The following is a 19,691-nucleotide window of genomic DNA, read 5'->3' as shown; positions in this document are numbered from 1 at the left end:
ATAGATGACAGTATATAATATTAATTTTGGCATTGGGTGGGCGAGCAGTGGTGTAGAATATGCTCAAGCTTATCGTGCCAAATTATTAAGAGAGGTAAATCAACCAGCTAAATTTATCTTTCTAGACTTTATTTCCGCAGAGAACATTCAAACGTTAACTGACAATATCGGGTTTAAAGATGATGAAGTGATATGGCTATATCAATATTTCAGTGATATACCTATCGCACCAACAACGTATACGGTTGATGACTTGAAAAAGGATTTAGGTAATCCTATCACTGCTCAAACGATTACTGGTAAAACTATGCGCTTATACATCGGGAATGATAAATCCTATGTAAGCTGTTATTTAAAGAATGAAGATGATAATATTGTCGATCGTGCAGAATTTGTCGTTAACGGTATGTTAGTTCGGAAAGATTACTATAGCTATGTAAGAACTTTCTCAGAATATTATGCACCACATGAAAATCGTGCCAAATTATATAAGAGACAGTTTTACAATGAGGATGGCTCTATTGCCTATAAAGAATATATAGACGAAGAATCGAGTGTCTATGTATTTGATGATGCTCGCTTATATAGTAAACAGGAATTTGTAGCTTATTTTATGAAAAAGTTGCATCTGACTGAACAAGATATCGTTATTATTGATAGATCGACTGAAGTTGGTCAAAGTATATTAGAACATAAAGGGTCAAGTAAAGTCGGTATTGTTGTACATGCGGAACATTATAGCGAAAATGCTACAAATGATAGCTACATTTTGTGGAATAACTATTACGAATATGTATTTGCACAAGCACCATATATCGATTTTTATATCACTGCGACGGATTTACAAAATCAAGTTTTATCCGAGCAATTCCAAAAATATACATCACATCGACCTCGTGTCAGAACTATCCCGGTAGGTAGTCTACATCAATTAAGTTATCCAACTGGGGAAAGAAAGCGATATTCTATGCTTACGGCTTCTAGGTTAGCTAGTGAAAAACATGTAGATTGGATAGCGAAAGCTGTAATTAAAGCTAAAAAGAAAGTGCCACAATTAACATTTGATATATATGGTCATGGTAACGAAAGATCGAAAATTGAAGAAATCATTAAAGAAAATGAAGCACAAGATTATATTCAACTTAAAGGTCATAAGAAGTTAGATGAAATCTATGCGAACTATGCTTTATTTGTATCGGCTTCAACAAGTGAAGGGTTCGGTTTGACCTTAATGGAAGCGGTAGGTTCTGGACTAGGCATGATAGGATTCGATGTGAATTACGGTAATCCAACATTTATTAGTCACGGTGAGAATGGATATCTCATACCAATCGATAAAGATGACCAAGATGTTGAAGTCATTACAAATCATATGGCTGAAAAAATTGTTCAGTATTTTAATGATGGGCCTAAGCATTCGCATGAGAAATCTTATAAAATTGCAGAACCGTTTAAAACTGAGTATATTACGCAAAAGTGGCAAAATTTAATTGATGAGGTGCTATATGATTAATTTATTTGAAATATTTGATGAAGCATCACAAAAACTTCAACAATCACTTCAATTTGCAGGTTTTAAACATGAGACCATTGTAATGGATGATGACGGTTTTTTACCCGATAACGTCATGACGCCGTATCAATTTTTTTCAAATTATAAACGAAATGATGACGATAAACCAGCATTTTTTAATGAAGTTCAAGTGCCGCCATTATGGGAAATTAAAGGTAATCATAATCATGCAGAAATTATAGATAATGGCAATGTAAGAGGGCGAATATTTTATCGCGAGCATTTTAAAAATCGAATTGTGAGTTTTGTTGAGTGGTTTGATATAAAGGACCGTTTGCGTTCGGTCGATTTTTATAACAAAGATGGATTTAAATTTGCGGAAACGGTATATGATTTAAATAAAAAGCCCATCTTGAAGACTTATGTTGATTGTCAAGGGAAAGAAGTATTATATGAAAACTTTGTCACAAAAGATATTATATTAGATTGGCAAGGTCAATCACATTTCTTTGCATCAAAACAAGACTTCATTAGCTTCTATTTAGACCAAATAGATGTTGATACTTCAACTGTCTTCATCAATTCATTGGCAACACCATTCTTCGTGTTATTTCAATCGAATCATATGTCGAATGCAGTGTTATTCTGGCAAGAACAAAGTCATGGTAATGTCCCGGGAAATATGAAGTTATTGTTAGATAAAGAGACGCTGAATTCAAAAGTAATTATCCCAGATAGTGCAGAATTTGAATCTATTACATCAAATGTAGAGGCGCAGTATCGTCCTTTAATCAGTCAATTGGGCTACTTGTACGATTATCAGAAGTCTAATAATTATAACAAGCAAGTACTTAATTTAACGAATTCTGACGATCTTCCAAATTTAGAAGAAATCATACGACAGTGTGAAGATTATGAATTTCACATTGGTGCTATTACCGAAATGTCAGCTAAATTAATGGGCTTGGGTAAATATGATAACGTTAAACTTTATCCAACAATCACCCAAGCGAAGATTGATCAATTATTCCAAACATGCGATGTTTATTTAGATATCAATAAAGGTGGAGAAATCGTTAATGCTGTTGAACGTGCAATGCTCCATAATCAATTAATTTTGGCTTATGATGAAACTGCGCATCGTCGTTCATTTATTGCTAAAAAGAATATTACAAAGCAAGACGAACCACAGCAATTAATTGATATATTGAATGAAATTGCTAAGGAACCAAGTGTATTTAAAGAGCGAGTTATTGCACAACAAGAACAGAATAATCGTATTGATGAATCTACGTTTAGAAATGTCATTATGACTGCGTTAAATCATTAAATATTAATAATAAAGCTTTTGAGATGAAAGAAGATTTACAAAAAGTCGACTTTTATCTCAAAAGCTTTTTTGTTTTGTAAAGGCGTTCTTAGATAGATGATTACTCACATAAGCTGCTTCGCGTTCCTGGGGGCAGTCTCTATAGCAGCTCTATGATTTTAATCATTAGAACTACTTACGTAAGAATGTGAACGCTTACGTTTTTTATGTGGTTTTAATTTAAAACAATTTTTAAGAAAGTATATCTAGTTTTAACAAATAAATGATTTATATAAATAGTTGCTCTCTGTTGTTTTCAATAGTGATTATAGTACCGTTAGAATCAGATTTAATATTTAATTCTAAAGAGAATCTTTCGCAAATATCTTTAATAATAGTTAACCCTTTAGATTTAGTAGACATATCATTAAAGCCAATGCCATTATCCTGAATAGTAATATAATTCTCATTTAGATAAATGGTAATACGAGATGAATTAGAATGTTTATAAACATTAGAAATAATGTTATCGAATAAGCGCTCATACCATAATTGGTCACCAAGCCAATAAATACGGTTACCTTCAACATTTAGAATGGTTAGTATGTTCTTTGAATCTAATAGATAGTGCCATTTATCAATTGTTGTGTTTATACATGCTTGTATATCAACTTGGTGGTTAAACGTATAAAATTTAGAAATATCATCTTTGTTAGGTAATGCCTTAATTAAATTAGAAATATAGTTTATCTTTTCATAAGATAATTCTATATCATTATCATTAATTTGGTATTGAAATCCGAGTTGGTATAACTCTAAATTTAATGCAGTTAGAGGCGTATTAATATCATGGGCAAGTTGATTAATGTAATTTTGTTCTTGCTTTTTGTTTTCGATAATTTCTAACTCTCTATATCTTAGTCTGTCTATTAAGATATTTATAGATTGGCCAACTTCATCAATTTCGTCATTTATATGAGTAGGTATGTCTAATTTATTAGGTAATTTATCACTATTAGCAATGTCTAATAATTTATCATTAAGTAAACGTAAACGATCCACAATTTTATATACATAGCGTGAAGCAATAATAACTAAAGTAATTAGAATTAAGAAGAAAAAGATATAAAAAATTATTGTAAGACCACTGGATTTAAAATTTAAACCGATTGGATAACCCAAGACTTTTTCAATAAATAGAATACATAGTAGTATCATGCTATTGATAGCTAAAAAAACTAGAGGTATCGATAATAAACCCAATCCCATGAACATATAGTATTTTTTTAATAGTCTCATAAATTAGCCCCCATTTAATCTATAACCAATACCATAAATAGTCTCAATAATTGTTCCAGAATCTAATAACTTAGTTCTTAATTTTTTTACATAAGCGTTCAAAGTATTTTCAGAAGCGGATTCAAATTGCCAAACGTAATCAATAATTTGATCCTTAGTTAAAATCAAATCTCTATTTTCATACATATAGAAAAATAATCGACGTTCCGTTTTAGTTAAAGATAATTGGTTTCCATCATTAGATTTGATTATCTTGTCTTTAGCATTAACTATAAACTCATAAAATTGAGCCTCTTTATCAGCATAATGGATAGTTAAAAGATTATTAATTCTAGAAATAAGTTCTCTCGGATTGAAAGGTTTGGTAAGGTAATCATCGCCATTATTCAAACCTTTAACTTTAGAATCGATATCAACTCTTGCTGATAAATAAATAATAGGTATAGTAGAAATGCTTCTTATTTCATCAGTGATAGACAAACCATCATTATTGGGTAACATAATATCCATAATAATGATATGAACGTCATTCAATACGTTAAAAACGCTATCTCCAGTTCTATCTAATGTCACCTGTGCACCTTTTTGTTGTAATATTTGTTTTAAATTTTTAGCGATGGTTTCATCGTCTTCTACTAATAAAATATGAAACCCCTCCATATATTTCACCTCCATGTTTTATTAATTAATTAATATAAATGTTGGTATATAGAATAGCACGTATAAACCAAAGAACAATACGGGAATTTTAAATTTAGGAGAATAATCTTTATCTCTTAACCATGAAAGTATTTCGTATATTCCTGTTAAAAAAGCTATTGCTAAACTCCCCATTGAAATGAGTAATAATACAGATGATATGATACCAGTCATTCATATGCACTCCTTTATCTGATTTTGTAATTCCAGTTTAAAAACTAATTCTGAAAAAGTTATGAATAATTCGTATTATCTTCTTAAATTCATATAAAAGAGTTTGAAAGGATGGGATATCAATTAATTATTAATGTTACTAAAAAATTTAAATCAAATATAAAAAATATATTGCTTTTTAAGTTTTAAAATATAAAATAATATATGTAAATAATATCTTTTCAATTTACAAAAAAAGATGAGGAGGCTAATATGAAAAGATTATTTTTTATAAGTATTATATTTTTAGTATTTTTAGGAGGATGTTCCTTCAGTGACAACAAAGATAAAGCAGAAGGTGAAGAAGCCAATAACAAGGCTAAAGCTACAGACAAAATGAAAAAATTTAAAATAGGTCAAGTCGTGGATGCTGACGGTGTAGATATTAAAGTAGTTAAAGCAGAATTCGTAGATAACTATGATGAATATAGTGCGCCTGTAAATGGCAAAGCCTTGAGAGTATACATAAAGTTTAGAAATAATAACGATGATCAAGTTTTAATGGATAATACTGATTTCAGTATGAAAGTAAATAACGAGAATTATGAAGAATGGTATGGTAGTGAAGATATGCATGAAGGATTTAGCCACCAATTAAATCAGCATAACACTGCATCAGGCTACATTACTTATGATGTACCGGATAGTGATCAATATACTTTAGAATTAGATACCATACCTAATTTCAACAAAGTTAGGGCACAATGGATTATTAATAAATCAGAAATTAAGAATTCAAATGGCACTATTGATACTTCGGCTAGCTCAACTACAGATGTTGAGGACGAATCAGATACAACATCTTCTAGTAAAAAAGAAAATGATGATTCTGATCAAGCGGACGTGGGCGTGACATACCCTGCTTATATGTATAATGCTTTAGTAGATGAATATAATTCACTCACTGATGGTGAAAAGATGAACCATGTATCTAAAGATGTGTTAGAAATTGAGTATGATCAATTAGAAGCTCGTGTAGAGGCATTGTATGAGAAAGAAAATGCTAAAGCGGAAAAAGAATATGAAAAAGCAATGCAAGATTATGAAGACCAATTGGCTCAAGAAGAATATGAACAACAACAAGCAGAAGAAGCTGAAAATGAAGCATCTGAATCTGATGACAATTCAAATGGTCCTGGTTCTGATGATCCATCATTAGACAGTGGAACAGAAGATACAGAAGATACATCTTCTGAAGATGACGCAGCGTAGAGAAGGAGACAACAATGGAACATAATTATATGAATGAACCTAAGCCAACTAACAGAATTATTGAAATGATTCTTGGAATAACAGGAAGTATATTTGGAATTATTGGTGGATTGATTGCGCTAATTCTAACAAACTATGACAAAAGTTATGGTTCAGAACTTGTTGGATTAATGACTATTGTGGCAACGAGCTCTATTATTTTATCAGCAATAACTTTAACATTAAGCTGTTTAATTAATAAAAGACGTGTCTTAATTGGTATTATACTTATTGTTGCTGCAATAATTCATATATATTTATTAGGATTTTTTGGTTATTTATCAGGTATTTTAATCCTCGTTGCTGGGATTATCGCATTAGTTAGGAAATAATTTGATAGAATAGAAGGAAACTATGACAAAGTCCTTCTATTTTTTTAATTATAAATTGAAATGAGTTGTTAGAGATGGAAACTGTGTACATTGCAGGTGGATGTTTATGGGGTGTTCAAGCGTTTATAAAAACATTACCAGGTGTCTTATCGACTGAAGCGGGACGTGCAAATGGAATATCTGAAACACTTAGTGACAAATATGACGGTTATGCAGAATGTGTCAAAACGTCATTCGACCCTATGCAGACATCAATTACTGACTTAATGAATTATCTTTTTGAGATTATAGATCCATATAGTATTAACAAACAAGGCGTTGATGAAGGACCCAAATATCGTACAGGTATTTATAGTGATGAACAGAAGCATCTTGAAGAAGCACGCGACTTCATCTCAAAACGACCTGATAAAGAGCGAATTGCCGTAGAAGTGTTACCTTTAAATAATTACGTTGCAAGTTCTGAGGAACATCAAGACAGACTCGATAAACATCCAGAAGATATCTCATACTGTCATGTTACGCTTGAAATGTTGAAAAAATATCTTTGAAAAATATGAGCTGTTACAATAATCACTATTTTGTGTAGGTTAGTTCGAAACAATGTCATTATGAATACGCATATCCAGACAAAATTGGGCAATACAGTACTATAGAAGATAATTTAATTATAAAAGAAAGAAGAGATAGTAATGACAATTATACTGACAGGTGCAACGGGGCATCTTGGGTCACATATCACTGAACATGCAATTAAAGAACAGGTGCCTGATTTTAATATTGGGATACGTAATCCAGATAAAATGCCATCACACTGGAAAGATAAAGTAGGCGTTAGAGAATTAGATTATTTTAATGAGGAAAGTATGGTTCGTGCATTCAAAGGTATTGATACGGTTATATTTATTCCGAGCATTATTCATCCGTCATTTAAACGACTCCCTGAAGTGGAGAATTTAGTTAGTGCAGCTCATAAAGCGCATGTCGTACACATTATGTTTATTGGATACTATGCAGATCAACATAATAATCCTTTCCACATGAGTCCATACTTTGGCTATGCTGAACGTTTACTTGCATCCAGTGGTCTTAAATATACTTATGTCAGAATGGCGATGTATATGGATCCATTAAAACCTTATTTACCAGAACTTGCAGATATGCAGAAACTCATTTATCCGGCGGGTGATGGTCGTATTAATTATATTTCTAGAGATGATATTGCTAGAGGTATCGTAGCATTATTACAACAACCAGATAAATTTGGGCACAGATACTTACTATCTGGCTATAGTTATTCTATGACAGAATTAGCAGCAATCTTGTCTGAAGCAGCAGGTTCTAAGATTGAATATAGTCCCGTTTCTTTGGAAAAATTTTCAGAAATGTATGATGAACCTAAAGGGTTTGGTGCATTGCTTGCATCAATGTACGAAGCAGGTGCAAGAGGGTTACTTGATCAACATTCAAATGATTTTGAACAACTAGTGCATGATAAACCACAAACTTTCCCAGAATTTTTAAAAAAGTGAACAATAAAAAATAGGGAGTGGGACAGAATTCTTTTTAAATTCGTCGTCCCACCCCCGCAAGGATGACTAGAACTGAAAAAAGCTTGATTTAAGCGCATTTTCAGTTTAGTCAGCTACTGCGAATTTGCAAAATAGCATCATCATATTATTTATGTCCCAGGCTCTACTCTTACATTATAAAGTTTAACGATATTATTTGTTATCGCAATCGAAAGTATCAGCAAAGCTTAATGCAGCTAAACCTAATAAGTCTAAAGCGTGTTGAGCGCCTTCTTTACCATGTCCAGCTTCAAAGTGTTTGTAAGCAGCAACGCCTAATACACCGAAAGTAGCAATTGAACCTAAACGAGATAAGTTTTTGTTTAAGAAACTAGCAGCATAAAAAGCAGCGGCAGCAGCTTCTACAGTACCAGCTAATTTAACTGAACTTTCTGGTAAACCGAATACATTTTGGAATGTATCGATCATACCTTGATCACCTTTTAATTTTGGTTTAGCAGAGCTATATAATTCTTTAGCAAGTTTTAAGTTTGCAGCATAACGTAAAATCATAATTTAAAAATCTCCTTTTTATTTATTTTCAAAGTATTTATCAACAATAGGTTTAACGCGTTCGCCAAATAGACGGATTGATTTCATTACATACTCGTGAGGCATTGAACCTACAGGTGTATGAATCATAAAACGGTTAAGACCTAACGTTTCAACAGTTTCAATAATTTTTTGGGCAACCGTCTCAGGACTACCCAGATAGATTGCGCCTTGACTTCCTACTTCTCTTTCAAACATATTCTCGTCAAAGCTAGGCCATCCACGTTCACGACCTAAAATATCATGGTGTGCTTTTAAAGAAGGGAAGAATTCTTTCCTAGCGTCCTCGTCTGTTTCAGCGATGTACCCCCATGAGTGTACCGATACGGATAATTCCTCTGGATTATGACCGTAAGATTCTGCGACAGATTTATAAATCTCAATATTGCGTGTAAATCGTCTAGGATTACCACCAATAATCGCATACGTTATTGGTAACCCAAAGGCACCTGCTCTTAATGATGATTCAGGTGTACCACCAGTTGCAATGGAAATAGGTAACTTACCATGTTCGACACGTGGATAAATACCTGTTGGGTCGAAACTTAGACGTAATTTACCATCCCAACTTACAACTTCATGTTCGTTGATTTTTAGTAATAATTGCAACTTTTCATTAAATAAGTCTTCGTAGTCATTTAAATTATAACCGAATAATGGGAAAGATTCGATGAATGACCCTCGTCCAATCATAATTTCAGCACGTCCATTAGATACGGCGTCTAATGTCGCATATCGTTGATACACACGTACTGGGTCATCTGATGATAACACAGTTACTGCAGATGACAATTTAATATGCTCAGTACGTGATGCTGCAGCAGCAAGTACGGTCACTGGATCTGATACAGCATAATCAGGACGATGATGTTCACCTAATCCATATATATCTAATCCTAATTGATCAGCTAGTTCAATTTCTTCTACAATATCGCGAATTCTCTGAGCATTTGAAACAGCAGCTTGTGTACCATCAGGCATAACCATATCACCATTATCTGCAAATGAAGTCAATCCTAATTCTATTTTCAACACGTCACCTCCATTGGTATAAATTTTATACTAGAATTGTAGTCCTTATTTTAGGATTAGTCAATAGAAATGTTTCGAATTAGAGATTTTTATTTTAAAAAGCGAATATGTGATTTTTAAATGAAAGAACTTTAAAAGTATTTTGTCAATTTCAAGTAGTCTTTTGAAAAATAAGTGAAAGTGTCATAATAGAAATGTTGTAGAAAATAGAAAGAAGGGAGAAGCAAATGTCTATCCAAAAAACAATGAATTACAACAAAATAACAACCATATTCTTTATTGCAGGAATTATAGTAATGAGCAGTTTATATACGGCAATTCCATTAACTGCAGAGTTTGCTAAAGACTTCAAAATTCCACAATCAATTGCAACTTTAAATGGTGTTGCATTTTCCGTTACATATTCAGTAAGTTGTTTGTTTTATGGGACTATTTCAGAAAAATATGGGAGAATTCGCACCATATTATTTGGAATTTGTGGGCTTGTAATGATTTGTATGGTTATAGGTTTTGTACATTCTTTCGCGATACTGGTCGTTTTAAGAGCGATACAAGGTATATTTGCTGCTGCCTTTTCACCAATATCTATCACATACGTGACAGAAACTTATTCACCGGTTAAAAGTATGACTGCGATTAGTTTCATTAGTACGAGTTTCATGTTATCAGGGATTATTGGTCAAAATTTAAGTGAGATCATAGTAGGTTTTTCAAATTGGCATATGGTTTATTTCACTTTAACGGTGCTATATATCATCTTAGCTTTCGTTATTCATAGACAAATTCCTGAAAGTCCAGTGAAGAATCCCAACATTCAATTACTTAAATTCTTTAATAATTTTAGTGATTTTAAAACGAATAAAGCCGTGCTCTTATGCTATGGGGTGTCGCTCACATTGTTGACGATGTTTATTAGTATGTATACAGTGTTTAATCATTACGTCACTTCAGATACCATTGGTGAGGATGAAACAACTGCGATTAATGCTAAACTGTTTGGTATTATTGGTATGTTGTTGTCTCTAATTGCAGGACGAATCAGTGATCGTATAGGTGTTAAAAATCTTATTTTAAGTGCATTAGTTGTGAGCACAGTAGCACTTATCTTAATGTCTGTAACAACAAACATCGTGTTACTAATTATTTGGAGTGTGCTGTTTGTAAGTGGTATCGCCTTCGCAATTCCATCAACAATTTCTAAAGTAGGCTTAACTGTTCGAGGTAACCAAGGGTTCTTCTTATCAGTAAACACATTTGTTTTATTCTTAGGTACTGCGATTGCACCTATTCTAAGCATTGTCCTAAATACGATTTCAAGTTTCACAGTAAAATTTAACATTATAGCTGTGATTGGTATTATCGCTATTATGATTGCATTATGCATGCCACGTAGGAAGAATGAAGTAAGATAACGAACGCGTCTATTATTAGTCTGCTTTGCAAAGTTATAGTAACTGCCTGAGCTATCAAGTCGCTTATATCAATCTTTTCTAAATTTTAGTTATCCTTGCGGGAAGGAATCTAACATATAAAATCTCAAAATAGATTTTACAAGCTATGCAAGACAGAGTGGAATAATGAATTCTGAATGAATTCTATTCCACTCTTTTTTGTTTAATCAGATTATTAGTAAACAACTATCAACCGTACTATAATGGATAACAATTCAAATAGAGATAAAGGAGAAGTGCCTATGAAAACGGATATGCGCGCAATGGTTGTACATCAATATGGTGATTACCCAGTACAAGAAACACGTATGCCTTTACCAAACATGAATCCTAACGAGGTTCGTGTTCAAATTAAAGCGGCAAGCGTTAATCCAATTGATTTTAAAATTAGAGATGGCGGACTTAAAATACTGTTGAAATATGAATTTCCATTAATTCTAGGAAACGATTTCTCAGGTGTTATCACAGAAGTGGGTGCTAATGTTACAGCGTATCAGGTCGGTGATAAAGTCTATGGTCGACCACGTAAAACTAAAATTGGTACTTTTGCAGACTATATTTCAATTGATGCGTCAGAAATAGCACCGATGCCTAAAAACTTATCTTTTGAAGAAGCAGCCAGTATTCCATTAGTCGGTTTAACATCATACCAAGCCCTTAATGAAGTCATGCAATTACAGCGTGATGATAAAGTATTTATTCAGGCGGGATCAGGTGGTGTCGGCTCATTTGCGATTCAATTAGCAAAAGCTATGGGACTATATGTTGCTACTACAGGAAGTCATCGTGGTAAAGCACTTATCGAGTCACTCGGTGCAGATCAATTTATTAATTATAAAGAACAAGACTTCGCACAAGAACTTAATGATTATGATGGTGTCTTCGATACATTAGGTGGAGATAACTTAGAAAAATCATTCGAAATCTTGAAACCAGGTGGCACAATTGCATCAGTGTCTGGTGTTCCAACAGATAAAAATGCTAGAGATTTAAATCTAAATATTGGTAAAGAAGCGTTATTACGCGTTGCTTCTTATAAATTAAGACGACGTGCCCAACAGTTTAACGTCAATTATGACTTTTTATTTATGCATCCAAGTGGCACTCAATTAAAAGAAATTAGTCAATTAATCGAAGAAGGCAAGATCAAATCAATTATTGATAAAGTGTTTGATTTTAAAGACACTCAGGCTGCGTTAGATTATTCAACGAGTGGTCGTGCTAAAGGTAAGATTATTATTAAAATGAATAATTAAGAAGGGTGGGTGTTAAATTTATGAAAAATATTATGATAGTGAACACAAGTGCAGATTATTTTGGTGATAATAGTAAACCAACTGGGCTGTGGTTAGGAGAACTTGTCCACTTTTACAATCAATTCAAAAATGAGGATGTAAATATTGATATTTATAACATGACTGGTGGGAATACACCAATAGATCCAGTTAGTTTATCTCCATTTATGTTAGACAAAGTAACAAAAGCATATTATAAAGATAATGACTTTATGAATCAATTGCGCTATGCACAACCAATATCTGAAGCCCTTGTAGAAGACTATGACGTCATATACTTCACAGGCGGGCATGGTGTGATGTTTGATTTCCCGGAAAATAGTGCCGTACAAAACGCTATCGAAACGATATACAATAAAGGTGGCATCGTTTCAGCAGTGTGTCATGGTATTGCAGCACTACTCAACGCAAAGAATAGCAGTGGAGAATATTTAATTAAAGATAAAGACATCACAGGCTTTTCTAACGTAGAAGAAGTATTAGCCAACCGTGACACATTAGTACCGTTTCATTTACAGAATGAAATAAAAAAACGTGGTGCGCATTATTCATTCCGACGACTACCATTTACGCCATATGTACAAGTTGATGGTCGATTAATTACAGGACAAAATCCACAGTCACCTAAATTAGTTGCCGAAGAAGTAAAAAAACAATTAAATTTAATAGATTAGGTTATAACATAATAAGAGGTGATTTCAGTGGATAAATCATTAATGATTTCAAATGCATTAAATCTTGTTTTAATGATAGTGCTTATTATATTTAATATTAGTAATGTAGGTACTTGGCCAATGGTCATTCTGGCACTATTAATCGTAGCTAATAGTATTTTTATGGTTTATAAAACAGTAGACGCTAAAAAACGCAAATGACAAAAAAGCAATCTCACTCTTAATTTATGTGAGATTGCTTTTATTTATCATAACAATATAATGACGTTTCAAGCACATTATTTAATGTTTCAAACACTTCTTCAACAGTATAGTTATAGTCATTTTCTACCCAACGTCGTAGTACTTCTATTACGCCACTACTGTAAAAATCAGCTACAATTTCAGGATGTTTACTTTCTCTAATCTTTTGCGCTAATGGGTCACGCTTACGAGTTGAGTTATTTAACATCATTTCGCGACTCACATTCGTTAAACTTCTAAACACATCCGCCTGTCGAGACGAAACTAATAAATGTTTGAAAATCTTTTTATTATTACCAATGTAATAAATAAAGTCTTCAAATGATTCAGGGGTTGTAATGTCTGCTGATGTGTCACCTTTAGCTATAATTTGTTGTGTAATAAAGTCAGGTAAAGTGTAGAGTAATTCATATTTATCTTGGAAGTATCTGTAGAACGTACTGCGGTTGATTTCTGCAATATCACATATTTTTTGAACCGTGATTTCATCAAAATGATAGTCATGTAAAAGTATAAACACTGTTTCATGAATATGTTTAATCATACGTTTTTGATTTGCTGACGGCATTATCTGATTCTCCTATATATTTAATCTAGTCAGATAGCCTGACGTAATAAGAGTAATTTATCACAATAAAGTTGATTTTTCCAAACATAACAACTGATACCACGTTTAATTTTGCTTATAAAAAAAGAGTAAATGAGTTATTTGAAACGTTTAATACTATAAGAGCGATATAAATAAGTGGGAGCGAAACTGAGTTTAGTTTCACTCCCACGCAATAATAGCTACGGTTGAGAAGAGTTAAGCGCCTTCTCAACTCGGTTTGCTACTGTAAATTTGCATTATAAGTTTTAAATATGCTACACCAAACGGCATATGCTTTATTTGTCTTTCTTAACTATGCAATTAGTTATTCTCAATACCTTCTAACCATTCATCTACTTTATTATCATTATCATCCACATAGTCTTTAGCTACTTGTTCTGGATTTTTGTTATCAACAAAGATTTTTTTAGCTAATTTGTCTTCGTCAGATTTACTCCAATCATCTGCCATACGTGTTGCAATTGTGTATGCAGCTGGATGCGCTTCTTTAAAGTCTTTGTTAAATACTAAGTCAATGTGTTGATTATTATTACCATAAATGTTGTCTGGATCTTTCAACATTTTAACGTCTAATTCTTTAGAGAACCAGCTAGGTTCCATTGCTGTGAAGACGATAGGTTCTTGTTGTTTAAAAGCAGATTGAATTTTCTTGAATTGGTCTTGGTCAGAACTTTCTTTCAAGCTATATTTATCCAAGTTGTCACTATCAAGCTCATCTTTAGTTTCTTGCATAACGCCATTACGTGCGTCTGTGCCTTGAATTGTCCAATCTACAGATTTTCCGAAGTCACTGTTTTTTAAGTCACTAATTGAGTCGACATCTTGCACGTACTTAGGTACGGCTAAACCTACTTTTGCGTTATCAATTAAATGTTTATCATCATAAATTGTTAATTTACTTTTGAACTTATCGTAGTAACTTTTATCAGTAGTAGGGAAGATACCTGATGCATGGAATGAATCAGAGTTCTCTGATACAGCAGCGTATAATGGGCCACTTGCTGTTACTGGTGTAGTTGTTACATCATAACCTGCTTTTTTCAATACTTCTGCTATAACTAGTGAACGTGGTGTTGAATTATCACTCGCGATATAAGGTATTTCGATTTCTTTATTACCAAGTGATGTTTGACTATCGTCTGATGAACCACTACCGCTACCACTATTACCACAAGCACTTAGCACTATAGCTAAGGCAAGTGTGGCTAGTAGTCCTAAGAATTTCGAACTACGTCGTTTTAACATAACGTGTTTCCTCCTTTTTAATATTAGTCTCTAAGTTCGTCATCATGACGATGTTGAGATGATCGGTTATATCTATCGTAAACACCTTTGTTGTTTTCACGAGCGTATAACATTAATGCTTTGAATAATACATCTTGATCAATATTGCTATCAGTTAATTCTTTGTATAAGTTTGTTGTTTTATCGAAATTTGAATCATGATAATTATGGTTATCATTTTGTTGAACATGATTGTTATGACGATAATCATCGTTTTTATCGTAATTGTCTTGATAGTGTCGATCATTATAATTACGTTCATCATGATGAGTATGGTCGCCATCTTGAGTATAAAGTGATTCATAGTCTATATCATCACGTTGATTATCATAGTGATGTTGGCGATTATGCTGGTCATGATGATTATCTAAATGCACAGAACGGTTATAATCTTCGTCATTATAATTACGATTGTGGTTACGTTTGTCATTTTGATAAACATAGTTATCTTTGTTTTGTCTAGAGTATTCATTATTTTTATCGTTGACATGACCTTTTTCAGAAGATGTGTCGTGATGATTATCTTCTTCTAAAGCTTTACCTTCAACGTCAACGTTTGGCAATACTGCACCTAACCATTTAGGAAGGTACCATGAAGCTTTACCAAAGAGTTTCGTCAATGCTGGAATTAAAGTCATACGTACGACGAATGCGTCGAATAACACACCGAAACCTAGTGCGATACCCATTGACTTAATTGCACTGTCATCTTGAAAGACGAATGCGATGAATACACTGAACATTATAAGTGCAGCAGCTACGATAACAGGTCCACTTTCTTTGATACCTACACGGATTGAATGATCATTGTCGCCAGTCTTACTGTATTCTTCGTGTACACGTGTCATTAAGAAGAGCTCGTAGTCGATGGCAAGTCCGAATAACAATCCAATGGTGATTACTGGAAGGAATGCAAGTAATGGTCCTGTGTTTTCAATACCAAATAAGCTACCCATAAAGCCATGTTGAATGACTAATGTTGTGAAACCTAATGTAGCCATTAATGAAAGGATAAAGCCTAGTACTGCTTTTAATGGAACTAAGATTGAACGGAACACAATCATTAATAAGAAGAATGCTAATACAACGATAACGCCTGCAAATACTGGAATAGCGTTGTTTAGTTTTTCTGACATATCGATGTTAATAACACTTTGTCCTGAAATTTCAGTGCCATAGTCATATTTTTCTTGTGCTTGGCTATGATAATCACGTAAATCATATACTAGATTTTCTGTTGACTGTGAGTTCGGTCCTTTTTCAGGAATGATTGTGAATAATGCGTAATTGTTGTTGTCAGTTAGTTGTGCTTTTGAAACTGTATCAACATTATCAATGTCTTCTAAATCGCTACGCATATTATTTAAGTCACGTTCGATAGTGCTTTTACTTCCACCATCTTTTGTATTTACTAACATGACAATTTGTCCGTTATAACCTTCGCCAAAATTATCTGAGATTAATTTGTATGCTTTGTATTCTGATGAGTCAGTTGGTTTTAAACTATCATCTGGAATACCTAAACGCATGCCACTGACTGGTATAGCAGCTAAAATTAAAATAATTAAACTTACAATAACAGCGATAACTGGCTTACCAACAATAAATTTTGCCCAAGGATGATCTTTAGGGTCTTTACTTTTAGATGGTTTATCTTTAATTTTAATACTTTTATGGAAGATACTGATTAGGGCAGGTAATAGTGTTAATGCTGCTAATACTGCAAATAATACACTAATCGCTGAAGCGAATCCCATAACCGCTAAGAAGTCGATTCCTACAAGTGATAAACCACAAACAGCAATCATAACTGTAAGACCAGCGAATATTACAGCACTACCTGCTGTACCCACTGCTGTTGCGATAGCTTCTACAGTATCGACACCTTTTTTCTTAAGTTCCTTAAATCTAAATAGAATAAAGAGTGAGTAGTCAATACCAACAGCTAAACCTATCATTACAGCTAGTGTAAGAGTGAAGTTTGGAATATCAAAGATATACGTTAATAATGCGATGATACCAACACTTGAACCTAAACCGATGATTGCACTAATAATTGGCATACCAGCTGCGATAAGTGAACCAAAGGTAATAAGTAAGATTACGAATGCTACGACGATACCGACAATTTCTGATGTACCACCAGGTTCAGCATTCATAGCGCCACCTTGAGTTTTTTCAATTTGCACATTGTGGTTGTCAGTTACATCTTTTAATTCTTTGTCGATGATATGTTTAGAAGAATCTTTTAATCCAGTTTGTGGAACTACATAACTTACGTTAGCGATAGCAGTATCGCCTTCATCATTAACTTGACCACTGTCATATGGATTAGAGATATTTTGGATATAATCATCATTTTGTCTGATATTGTCTAAAGCATCTTCAATATCTTTCTTCATATCTTTATTATTGAGTCCATCATTCTTATTAGAATGGAAGACTATTTTCATCGAGGCTTTCTCGCTGTCCTGATGAAATTCTTTACTGATTTTATCGTTTGTGTCTAATGACTTAAGGCCGTTCATAGTGATGTCACTGTCAAACTTCGGTGAGTTTATCATTAATGGCGTGATAATGACACCTAGTATAACAAGCCATCCTATAACACTTAGCCATTTGTTCTTAGCTATAAATTTTCCTAGTTTGTATAATAGCTTTGCCAAGACATTTCCCCCTATTTCATTAATTTATATCGCTTAAAGTATGGGTAGTGTGTTGATGTTTTGTGAGCAATTACATTAAATCGATACCTCAAATTAAGCATATTTAAAATGTTACATTTGATAATGTAACAAGTTATACCCATGTTCGGTACCATTAAAAGTTTTACGTCGTTGGAAAATGCAACACTTTGGAAAAATTGTTGGTGAAAATAGCGTGTATTAAGGGGATATATAAGAAAACAGGTAACCTCGTGATGATGGTATACCTGAAAATAATTTGGTATGTAGACTTGCGATGTAGTTAGTTTATTAAATAAAACAGGAGAAGTAATGCGCCTATTAAGACAAAAATTACGCCAGGAATGTAAATTTTTTCTCTGAGGTCAATGTCACGTTGGTATGCAACAAATCTACTAATACCGATTAAAATTAGACCTAAAAGTAATAAAATGATGGAAAGAACGAGCATTAACCGTACCTCCTAATCAAAAAAGTACAAATAGCAAATTGATTAATATGTATATCTTTCTTTCAAATCTATTATATTATGTAAGCGTATTTTTTATAGCGATTTATTAATATATTGTAAAATTGTTATAACTTTTTGGAATGTTTATTAACAAAATTTATACATTCTTAATATTTTATAAAGGTAATAATAAACTGACTTTTCAAACTATACGTATTTGAATTATTTTGAGAAAAGAAACAGAAAGCAACTGTAGAAGGTCGGATAGTATTAAAGAGCAATCATGTTAATAAATATTTAATCAACGTGATTGCTCAAATTTGCAGGAACTATTTAGTGTTATATATTAATGTGATGAAATCTTGGATAATAGAAGTGAGATGTCTATCATTACGGTATATGAGTGAGATGTAACTTGTGGTTGGGGCATTAGGCAAAGTCTTACTAATAATGCTTGAATGATGACTTATAGCATTTTCACTGACTAAACTTAAATAATTTGAATCTTTTATTGTTGTAAGGATACTACTAATACTATTGGTTTCCATGTGAACGTCTAAGTTGATAAAGTTCTTTTTACGCCATTCGTCTATACTGTCTCGAGTTGCTCCGCTATTATGAATGATAAAACGGTAACTACTAATATCTTCTAAAGTAAGATGATCTTTTTGAGCAAGTGGGTGACGTTTGTCCATAGCAAGCACTAATGGATTCTCATGAAGACGTTTAACTTGTAGTTCCCCCTCGTTAAACCCTTTTTCAGCTATGACAGCAATATCAATCTTACGGTTTTTAACTTTCTCGATAATAATTGGCGCAGTATCTACTGTTAAGTTAATATCTATATTCGGATGTTCATGCATATAGTTTTTAAATGTTGATGATAAAATGCTATAGATCGGAGCATGACTCGCACCAATTCTTAAAGTTCCTCGTTTAGATTGTTTGAAATCTTCCATCATATCTGTTGTTTCTTCTATTAAATTAAGCATTTTATTCGCATTCCGATAGAGTAATTCACCGGCTTCAGTGAGGTTGAAATGTTTACCTTTTTTGAAATACAGAGGTAATCCACATTCTTTGCTTAAGTTTTTCAAATGAAAAGTTACCGTTGGTTGTGTGATACCAAGTTTTTCAGCGACGGCGTTTTCGTTTTGTGCTTCAACGAAATGTTTAAAGATGAGTAATTGCTTTGTATTCATAAATTGATTTCCCCAAAATATATATT

Annotated in this window: 19 protein-coding genes; 10 read left to right on the top strand and 9 right to left on the bottom strand. The window is 33.0% G+C overall.

Features of this window, described 5'->3' with window-relative positions:
* Positions 1 to 4: 4 nt before the first annotated feature.
* Together gtfA and gtfB are read left to right on the top strand one after the other, a co-directional pair.
* Positions 5 to 1,513, top strand: a complete 1,509-nt coding sequence (gene gtfA / locus F1592_RS03485; protein WP_149809668.1) for an accessory Sec system glycosyltransferase GtfA — start codon at positions 5 to 7, stop codon at positions 1,511 to 1,513.
* Positions 1,506 to 2,843: an accessory Sec system glycosylation chaperone GtfB gene (gtfB, locus tag F1592_RS03480; protein WP_053016269.1), complete on the top strand. Its 1,338-nt coding sequence runs from the start codon at positions 1,506 to 1,508 to the stop codon at positions 2,841 to 2,843. The genes gtfA and gtfB overlap by 8 nt, the downstream gene beginning before the upstream one ends.
* Before the next feature lie 267 nt (positions 2,844 to 3,110).
* Here the strand turns inward: gtfB and F1592_RS03475 are convergent, their stop codons facing one another.
* Genes F1592_RS03475 through F1592_RS03465 form a run of 3 tightly spaced genes read right to left on the bottom strand, consistent with a single transcriptional unit; the run spans position 3,111 to position 4,994 of the window.
* Positions 3,111 to 4,121 carry a sensor histidine kinase gene (locus F1592_RS03475; RefSeq protein WP_053016270.1) on the bottom strand — a complete coding sequence of 337 codons (1,011 nt, stop codon included), beginning with the start codon at positions 4,119 to 4,121 and terminating at the stop codon, positions 3,111 to 3,113.
* A 3-nt stretch (positions 4,122 to 4,124) separates the two neighbouring features.
* Positions 4,125 to 4,781, bottom strand: coding sequence for a response regulator transcription factor (locus F1592_RS03470; RefSeq protein ID WP_053016271.1), 657 nt, complete (start codon positions 4,779 to 4,781; stop codon positions 4,125 to 4,127).
* Positions 4,782 to 4,802: 21 nt separating this feature from the next.
* Positions 4,803 to 4,994, bottom strand: a complete 192-nt coding sequence (locus tag F1592_RS03465) for a hypothetical protein (protein ID WP_053016272.1) — start codon at positions 4,992 to 4,994, stop codon at positions 4,803 to 4,805.
* 252 nt (positions 4,995 to 5,246) lie between these two features.
* On the opposite strand from F1592_RS03465, the gene F1592_RS03460 reads away from it, so the two are divergent.
* The 4 genes from F1592_RS03460 to F1592_RS03445 all read left to right on the top strand — a co-directional run bounded on the left by F1592_RS03460 (position 5,247) and on the right by F1592_RS03445 (position 8,148).
* On the top strand, positions 5,247 to 6,245 hold the full coding sequence (locus tag F1592_RS03460) for a DUF4352 domain-containing protein (RefSeq protein WP_223197207.1): 999 nt from the start codon (positions 5,247 to 5,249) through the stop codon (positions 6,243 to 6,245).
* A 14-nt stretch (positions 6,246 to 6,259) separates the two neighbouring features.
* A complete protein-coding gene (locus tag F1592_RS03455) occupies positions 6,260 to 6,616 on the top strand; it encodes a membrane protein (RefSeq protein WP_011274669.1) in 357 nt (118 codons plus the stop codon).
* A 74-nt stretch (positions 6,617 to 6,690) separates the two neighbouring features.
* A complete protein-coding gene (locus F1592_RS03450; RefSeq protein ID WP_053016273.1) occupies positions 6,691 to 7,167 on the top strand; it encodes a peptide-methionine (S)-S-oxide reductase in 477 nt (158 codons plus the stop codon).
* A 141-nt stretch (positions 7,168 to 7,308) separates the two neighbouring features.
* Positions 7,309 to 8,148: an SDR family oxidoreductase gene (locus tag F1592_RS03445; RefSeq protein ID WP_053016274.1), complete on the top strand. Its 840-nt coding sequence runs from the start codon at positions 7,309 to 7,311 to the stop codon at positions 8,146 to 8,148.
* A gap of 192 nt (positions 8,149 to 8,340) precedes the next feature.
* Here the strand turns inward: F1592_RS03445 and F1592_RS03440 are convergent, their stop codons facing one another.
* Together F1592_RS03440 and F1592_RS03435 are read right to left on the bottom strand one after the other, a co-directional pair.
* On the bottom strand, positions 8,341 to 8,700 hold the full coding sequence (locus F1592_RS03440) for a DoxX family protein (RefSeq protein ID WP_037558368.1): 360 nt from the start codon (positions 8,698 to 8,700) through the stop codon (positions 8,341 to 8,343).
* 18 nt (positions 8,701 to 8,718) lie between these two features.
* Positions 8,719 to 9,771 carry an LLM class flavin-dependent oxidoreductase gene (locus F1592_RS03435; RefSeq protein ID WP_053016275.1) on the bottom strand — a complete coding sequence of 351 codons (1,053 nt, stop codon included), beginning with the start codon at positions 9,769 to 9,771 and terminating at the stop codon, positions 8,719 to 8,721.
* A gap of 233 nt (positions 9,772 to 10,004) precedes the next feature.
* Between F1592_RS03435 and F1592_RS03430 the strand changes: the two genes are divergently transcribed.
* The 4 genes from F1592_RS03430 (at position 10,005) to F1592_RS13585 (ending at position 13,392) form a co-directional block, all read left to right on the top strand.
* Positions 10,005 to 11,183, top strand: coding sequence for an MFS transporter (locus tag F1592_RS03430; protein ID WP_188294672.1), 1,179 nt, complete (start codon positions 10,005 to 10,007; stop codon positions 11,181 to 11,183).
* Between the two features lie 293 nt (positions 11,184 to 11,476).
* The gene (locus F1592_RS03425) at positions 11,477 to 12,478 is read left to right on the top strand and encodes an NADP-dependent oxidoreductase (RefSeq protein ID WP_188294671.1); all 1,002 of its coding nucleotides are present in this window, start codon (positions 11,477 to 11,479) and stop codon (positions 12,476 to 12,478) included.
* A gap of 20 nt (positions 12,479 to 12,498) precedes the next feature.
* A complete protein-coding gene (locus F1592_RS03420; RefSeq protein ID WP_053016278.1) occupies positions 12,499 to 13,191 on the top strand; it encodes a type 1 glutamine amidotransferase domain-containing protein in 693 nt (230 codons plus the stop codon).
* A 27-nt stretch (positions 13,192 to 13,218) separates the two neighbouring features.
* A complete protein-coding gene (locus F1592_RS13585) occupies positions 13,219 to 13,392 on the top strand; it encodes a hypothetical protein (RefSeq protein ID WP_188294673.1) in 174 nt (57 codons plus the stop codon).
* A 40-nt stretch (positions 13,393 to 13,432) separates the two neighbouring features.
* Here F1592_RS13585 and F1592_RS03415 read toward each other — a convergent pair whose 3' ends face one another.
* The 4 genes from F1592_RS03415 to F1592_RS03400 form a co-directional block, all read right to left on the bottom strand.
* Positions 13,433 to 14,002, bottom strand: a complete 570-nt coding sequence (locus F1592_RS03415) for a TetR/AcrR family transcriptional regulator (RefSeq protein WP_038812901.1) — start codon at positions 14,000 to 14,002, stop codon at positions 13,433 to 13,435.
* 342 nt (positions 14,003 to 14,344) lie between these two features.
* Complete coding sequence (locus F1592_RS03410; RefSeq protein ID WP_107637283.1) at positions 14,345 to 15,289, bottom strand: glycine betaine ABC transporter substrate-binding protein; 945 nt, start codon at positions 15,287 to 15,289, stop codon at positions 14,345 to 14,347.
* 23 nt (positions 15,290 to 15,312) lie between these two features.
* Positions 15,313 to 17,994: an MMPL family transporter gene (locus F1592_RS03405; protein ID WP_053016280.1), complete on the bottom strand. Its 2,682-nt coding sequence runs from the start codon at positions 17,992 to 17,994 to the stop codon at positions 15,313 to 15,315.
* 798 nt (positions 17,995 to 18,792) lie between these two features.
* Positions 18,793 to 19,665 carry a LysR family transcriptional regulator gene (locus tag F1592_RS03400; protein WP_149809670.1) on the bottom strand — a complete coding sequence of 291 codons (873 nt, stop codon included), beginning with the start codon at positions 19,663 to 19,665 and terminating at the stop codon, positions 18,793 to 18,795.
* Between the last annotated feature and the right edge of the window lie 26 nt (positions 19,666 to 19,691).

It is taken from the genome of Staphylococcus sp. GDX7P312P (assembly GCF_008385775.1).
Classification (GTDB): Bacteria; Bacillota; Bacilli; order Staphylococcales; family Staphylococcaceae; genus Staphylococcus; species Staphylococcus haemolyticus.
This window is presented reverse-complemented; position numbering and strand designations above follow the sequence as displayed.

Bases quoted from the DNA above. Each gene is read 5' to 3' on its own strand.
- gtfA (WP_149809668.1), top strand. From the start codon at position 5: ATGACAGTATATAATATTAATTTTGGCATTGGGTGGGCGAGCAGTGGT.
- gtfB (WP_053016269.1), top strand. From the start codon at position 1,506: ATGATTAATTTATTTGAAATATTTGATGAAGCATCACAAAAACTTCAA.
- F1592_RS03475 (WP_053016270.1), bottom strand. From the start codon at position 4,121: ATGAGACTATTAAAAAAATACTATATGTTCATGGGATTGGGTTTATTA.
- F1592_RS03470 (WP_053016271.1), bottom strand. From the start codon at position 4,781: ATGGAGGGGTTTCATATTTTATTAGTAGAAGACGATGAAACCATCGCT.
- F1592_RS03465 (WP_053016272.1), bottom strand. From the start codon at position 4,994: ATGACTGGTATCATATCATCTGTATTATTACTCATTTCAATGGGGAGT.
- F1592_RS03460 (WP_223197207.1), top strand. From the start codon at position 5,247: ATGAAAAGATTATTTTTTATAAGTATTATATTTTTAGTATTTTTAGGA.
- F1592_RS03455 (WP_011274669.1), top strand. From the start codon at position 6,260: ATGGAACATAATTATATGAATGAACCTAAGCCAACTAACAGAATTATT.
- F1592_RS03450 (WP_053016273.1), top strand. From the start codon at position 6,691: ATGGAAACTGTGTACATTGCAGGTGGATGTTTATGGGGTGTTCAAGCG.
- F1592_RS03445 (WP_053016274.1), top strand. From the start codon at position 7,309: ATGACAATTATACTGACAGGTGCAACGGGGCATCTTGGGTCACATATC.
- F1592_RS03440 (WP_037558368.1), bottom strand. From the start codon at position 8,700: ATGATTTTACGTTATGCTGCAAACTTAAAACTTGCTAAAGAATTATAT.
- F1592_RS03425 (WP_188294671.1), top strand. From the start codon at position 11,477: ATGCGCGCAATGGTTGTACATCAATATGGTGATTACCCAGTACAAGAA.
- F1592_RS03420 (WP_053016278.1), top strand. From the start codon at position 12,499: ATGAAAAATATTATGATAGTGAACACAAGTGCAGATTATTTTGGTGAT.
- F1592_RS03415 (WP_038812901.1), bottom strand. From the start codon at position 14,002: ATGCCGTCAGCAAATCAAAAACGTATGATTAAACATATTCATGAAACA.
- F1592_RS03410 (WP_107637283.1), bottom strand. From the start codon at position 15,289: ATGTTAAAACGACGTAGTTCGAAATTCTTAGGACTACTAGCCACACTT.
- F1592_RS03400 (WP_149809670.1), bottom strand. From the start codon at position 19,665: ATGAATACAAAGCAATTACTCATCTTTAAACATTTCGTTGAAGCACAA.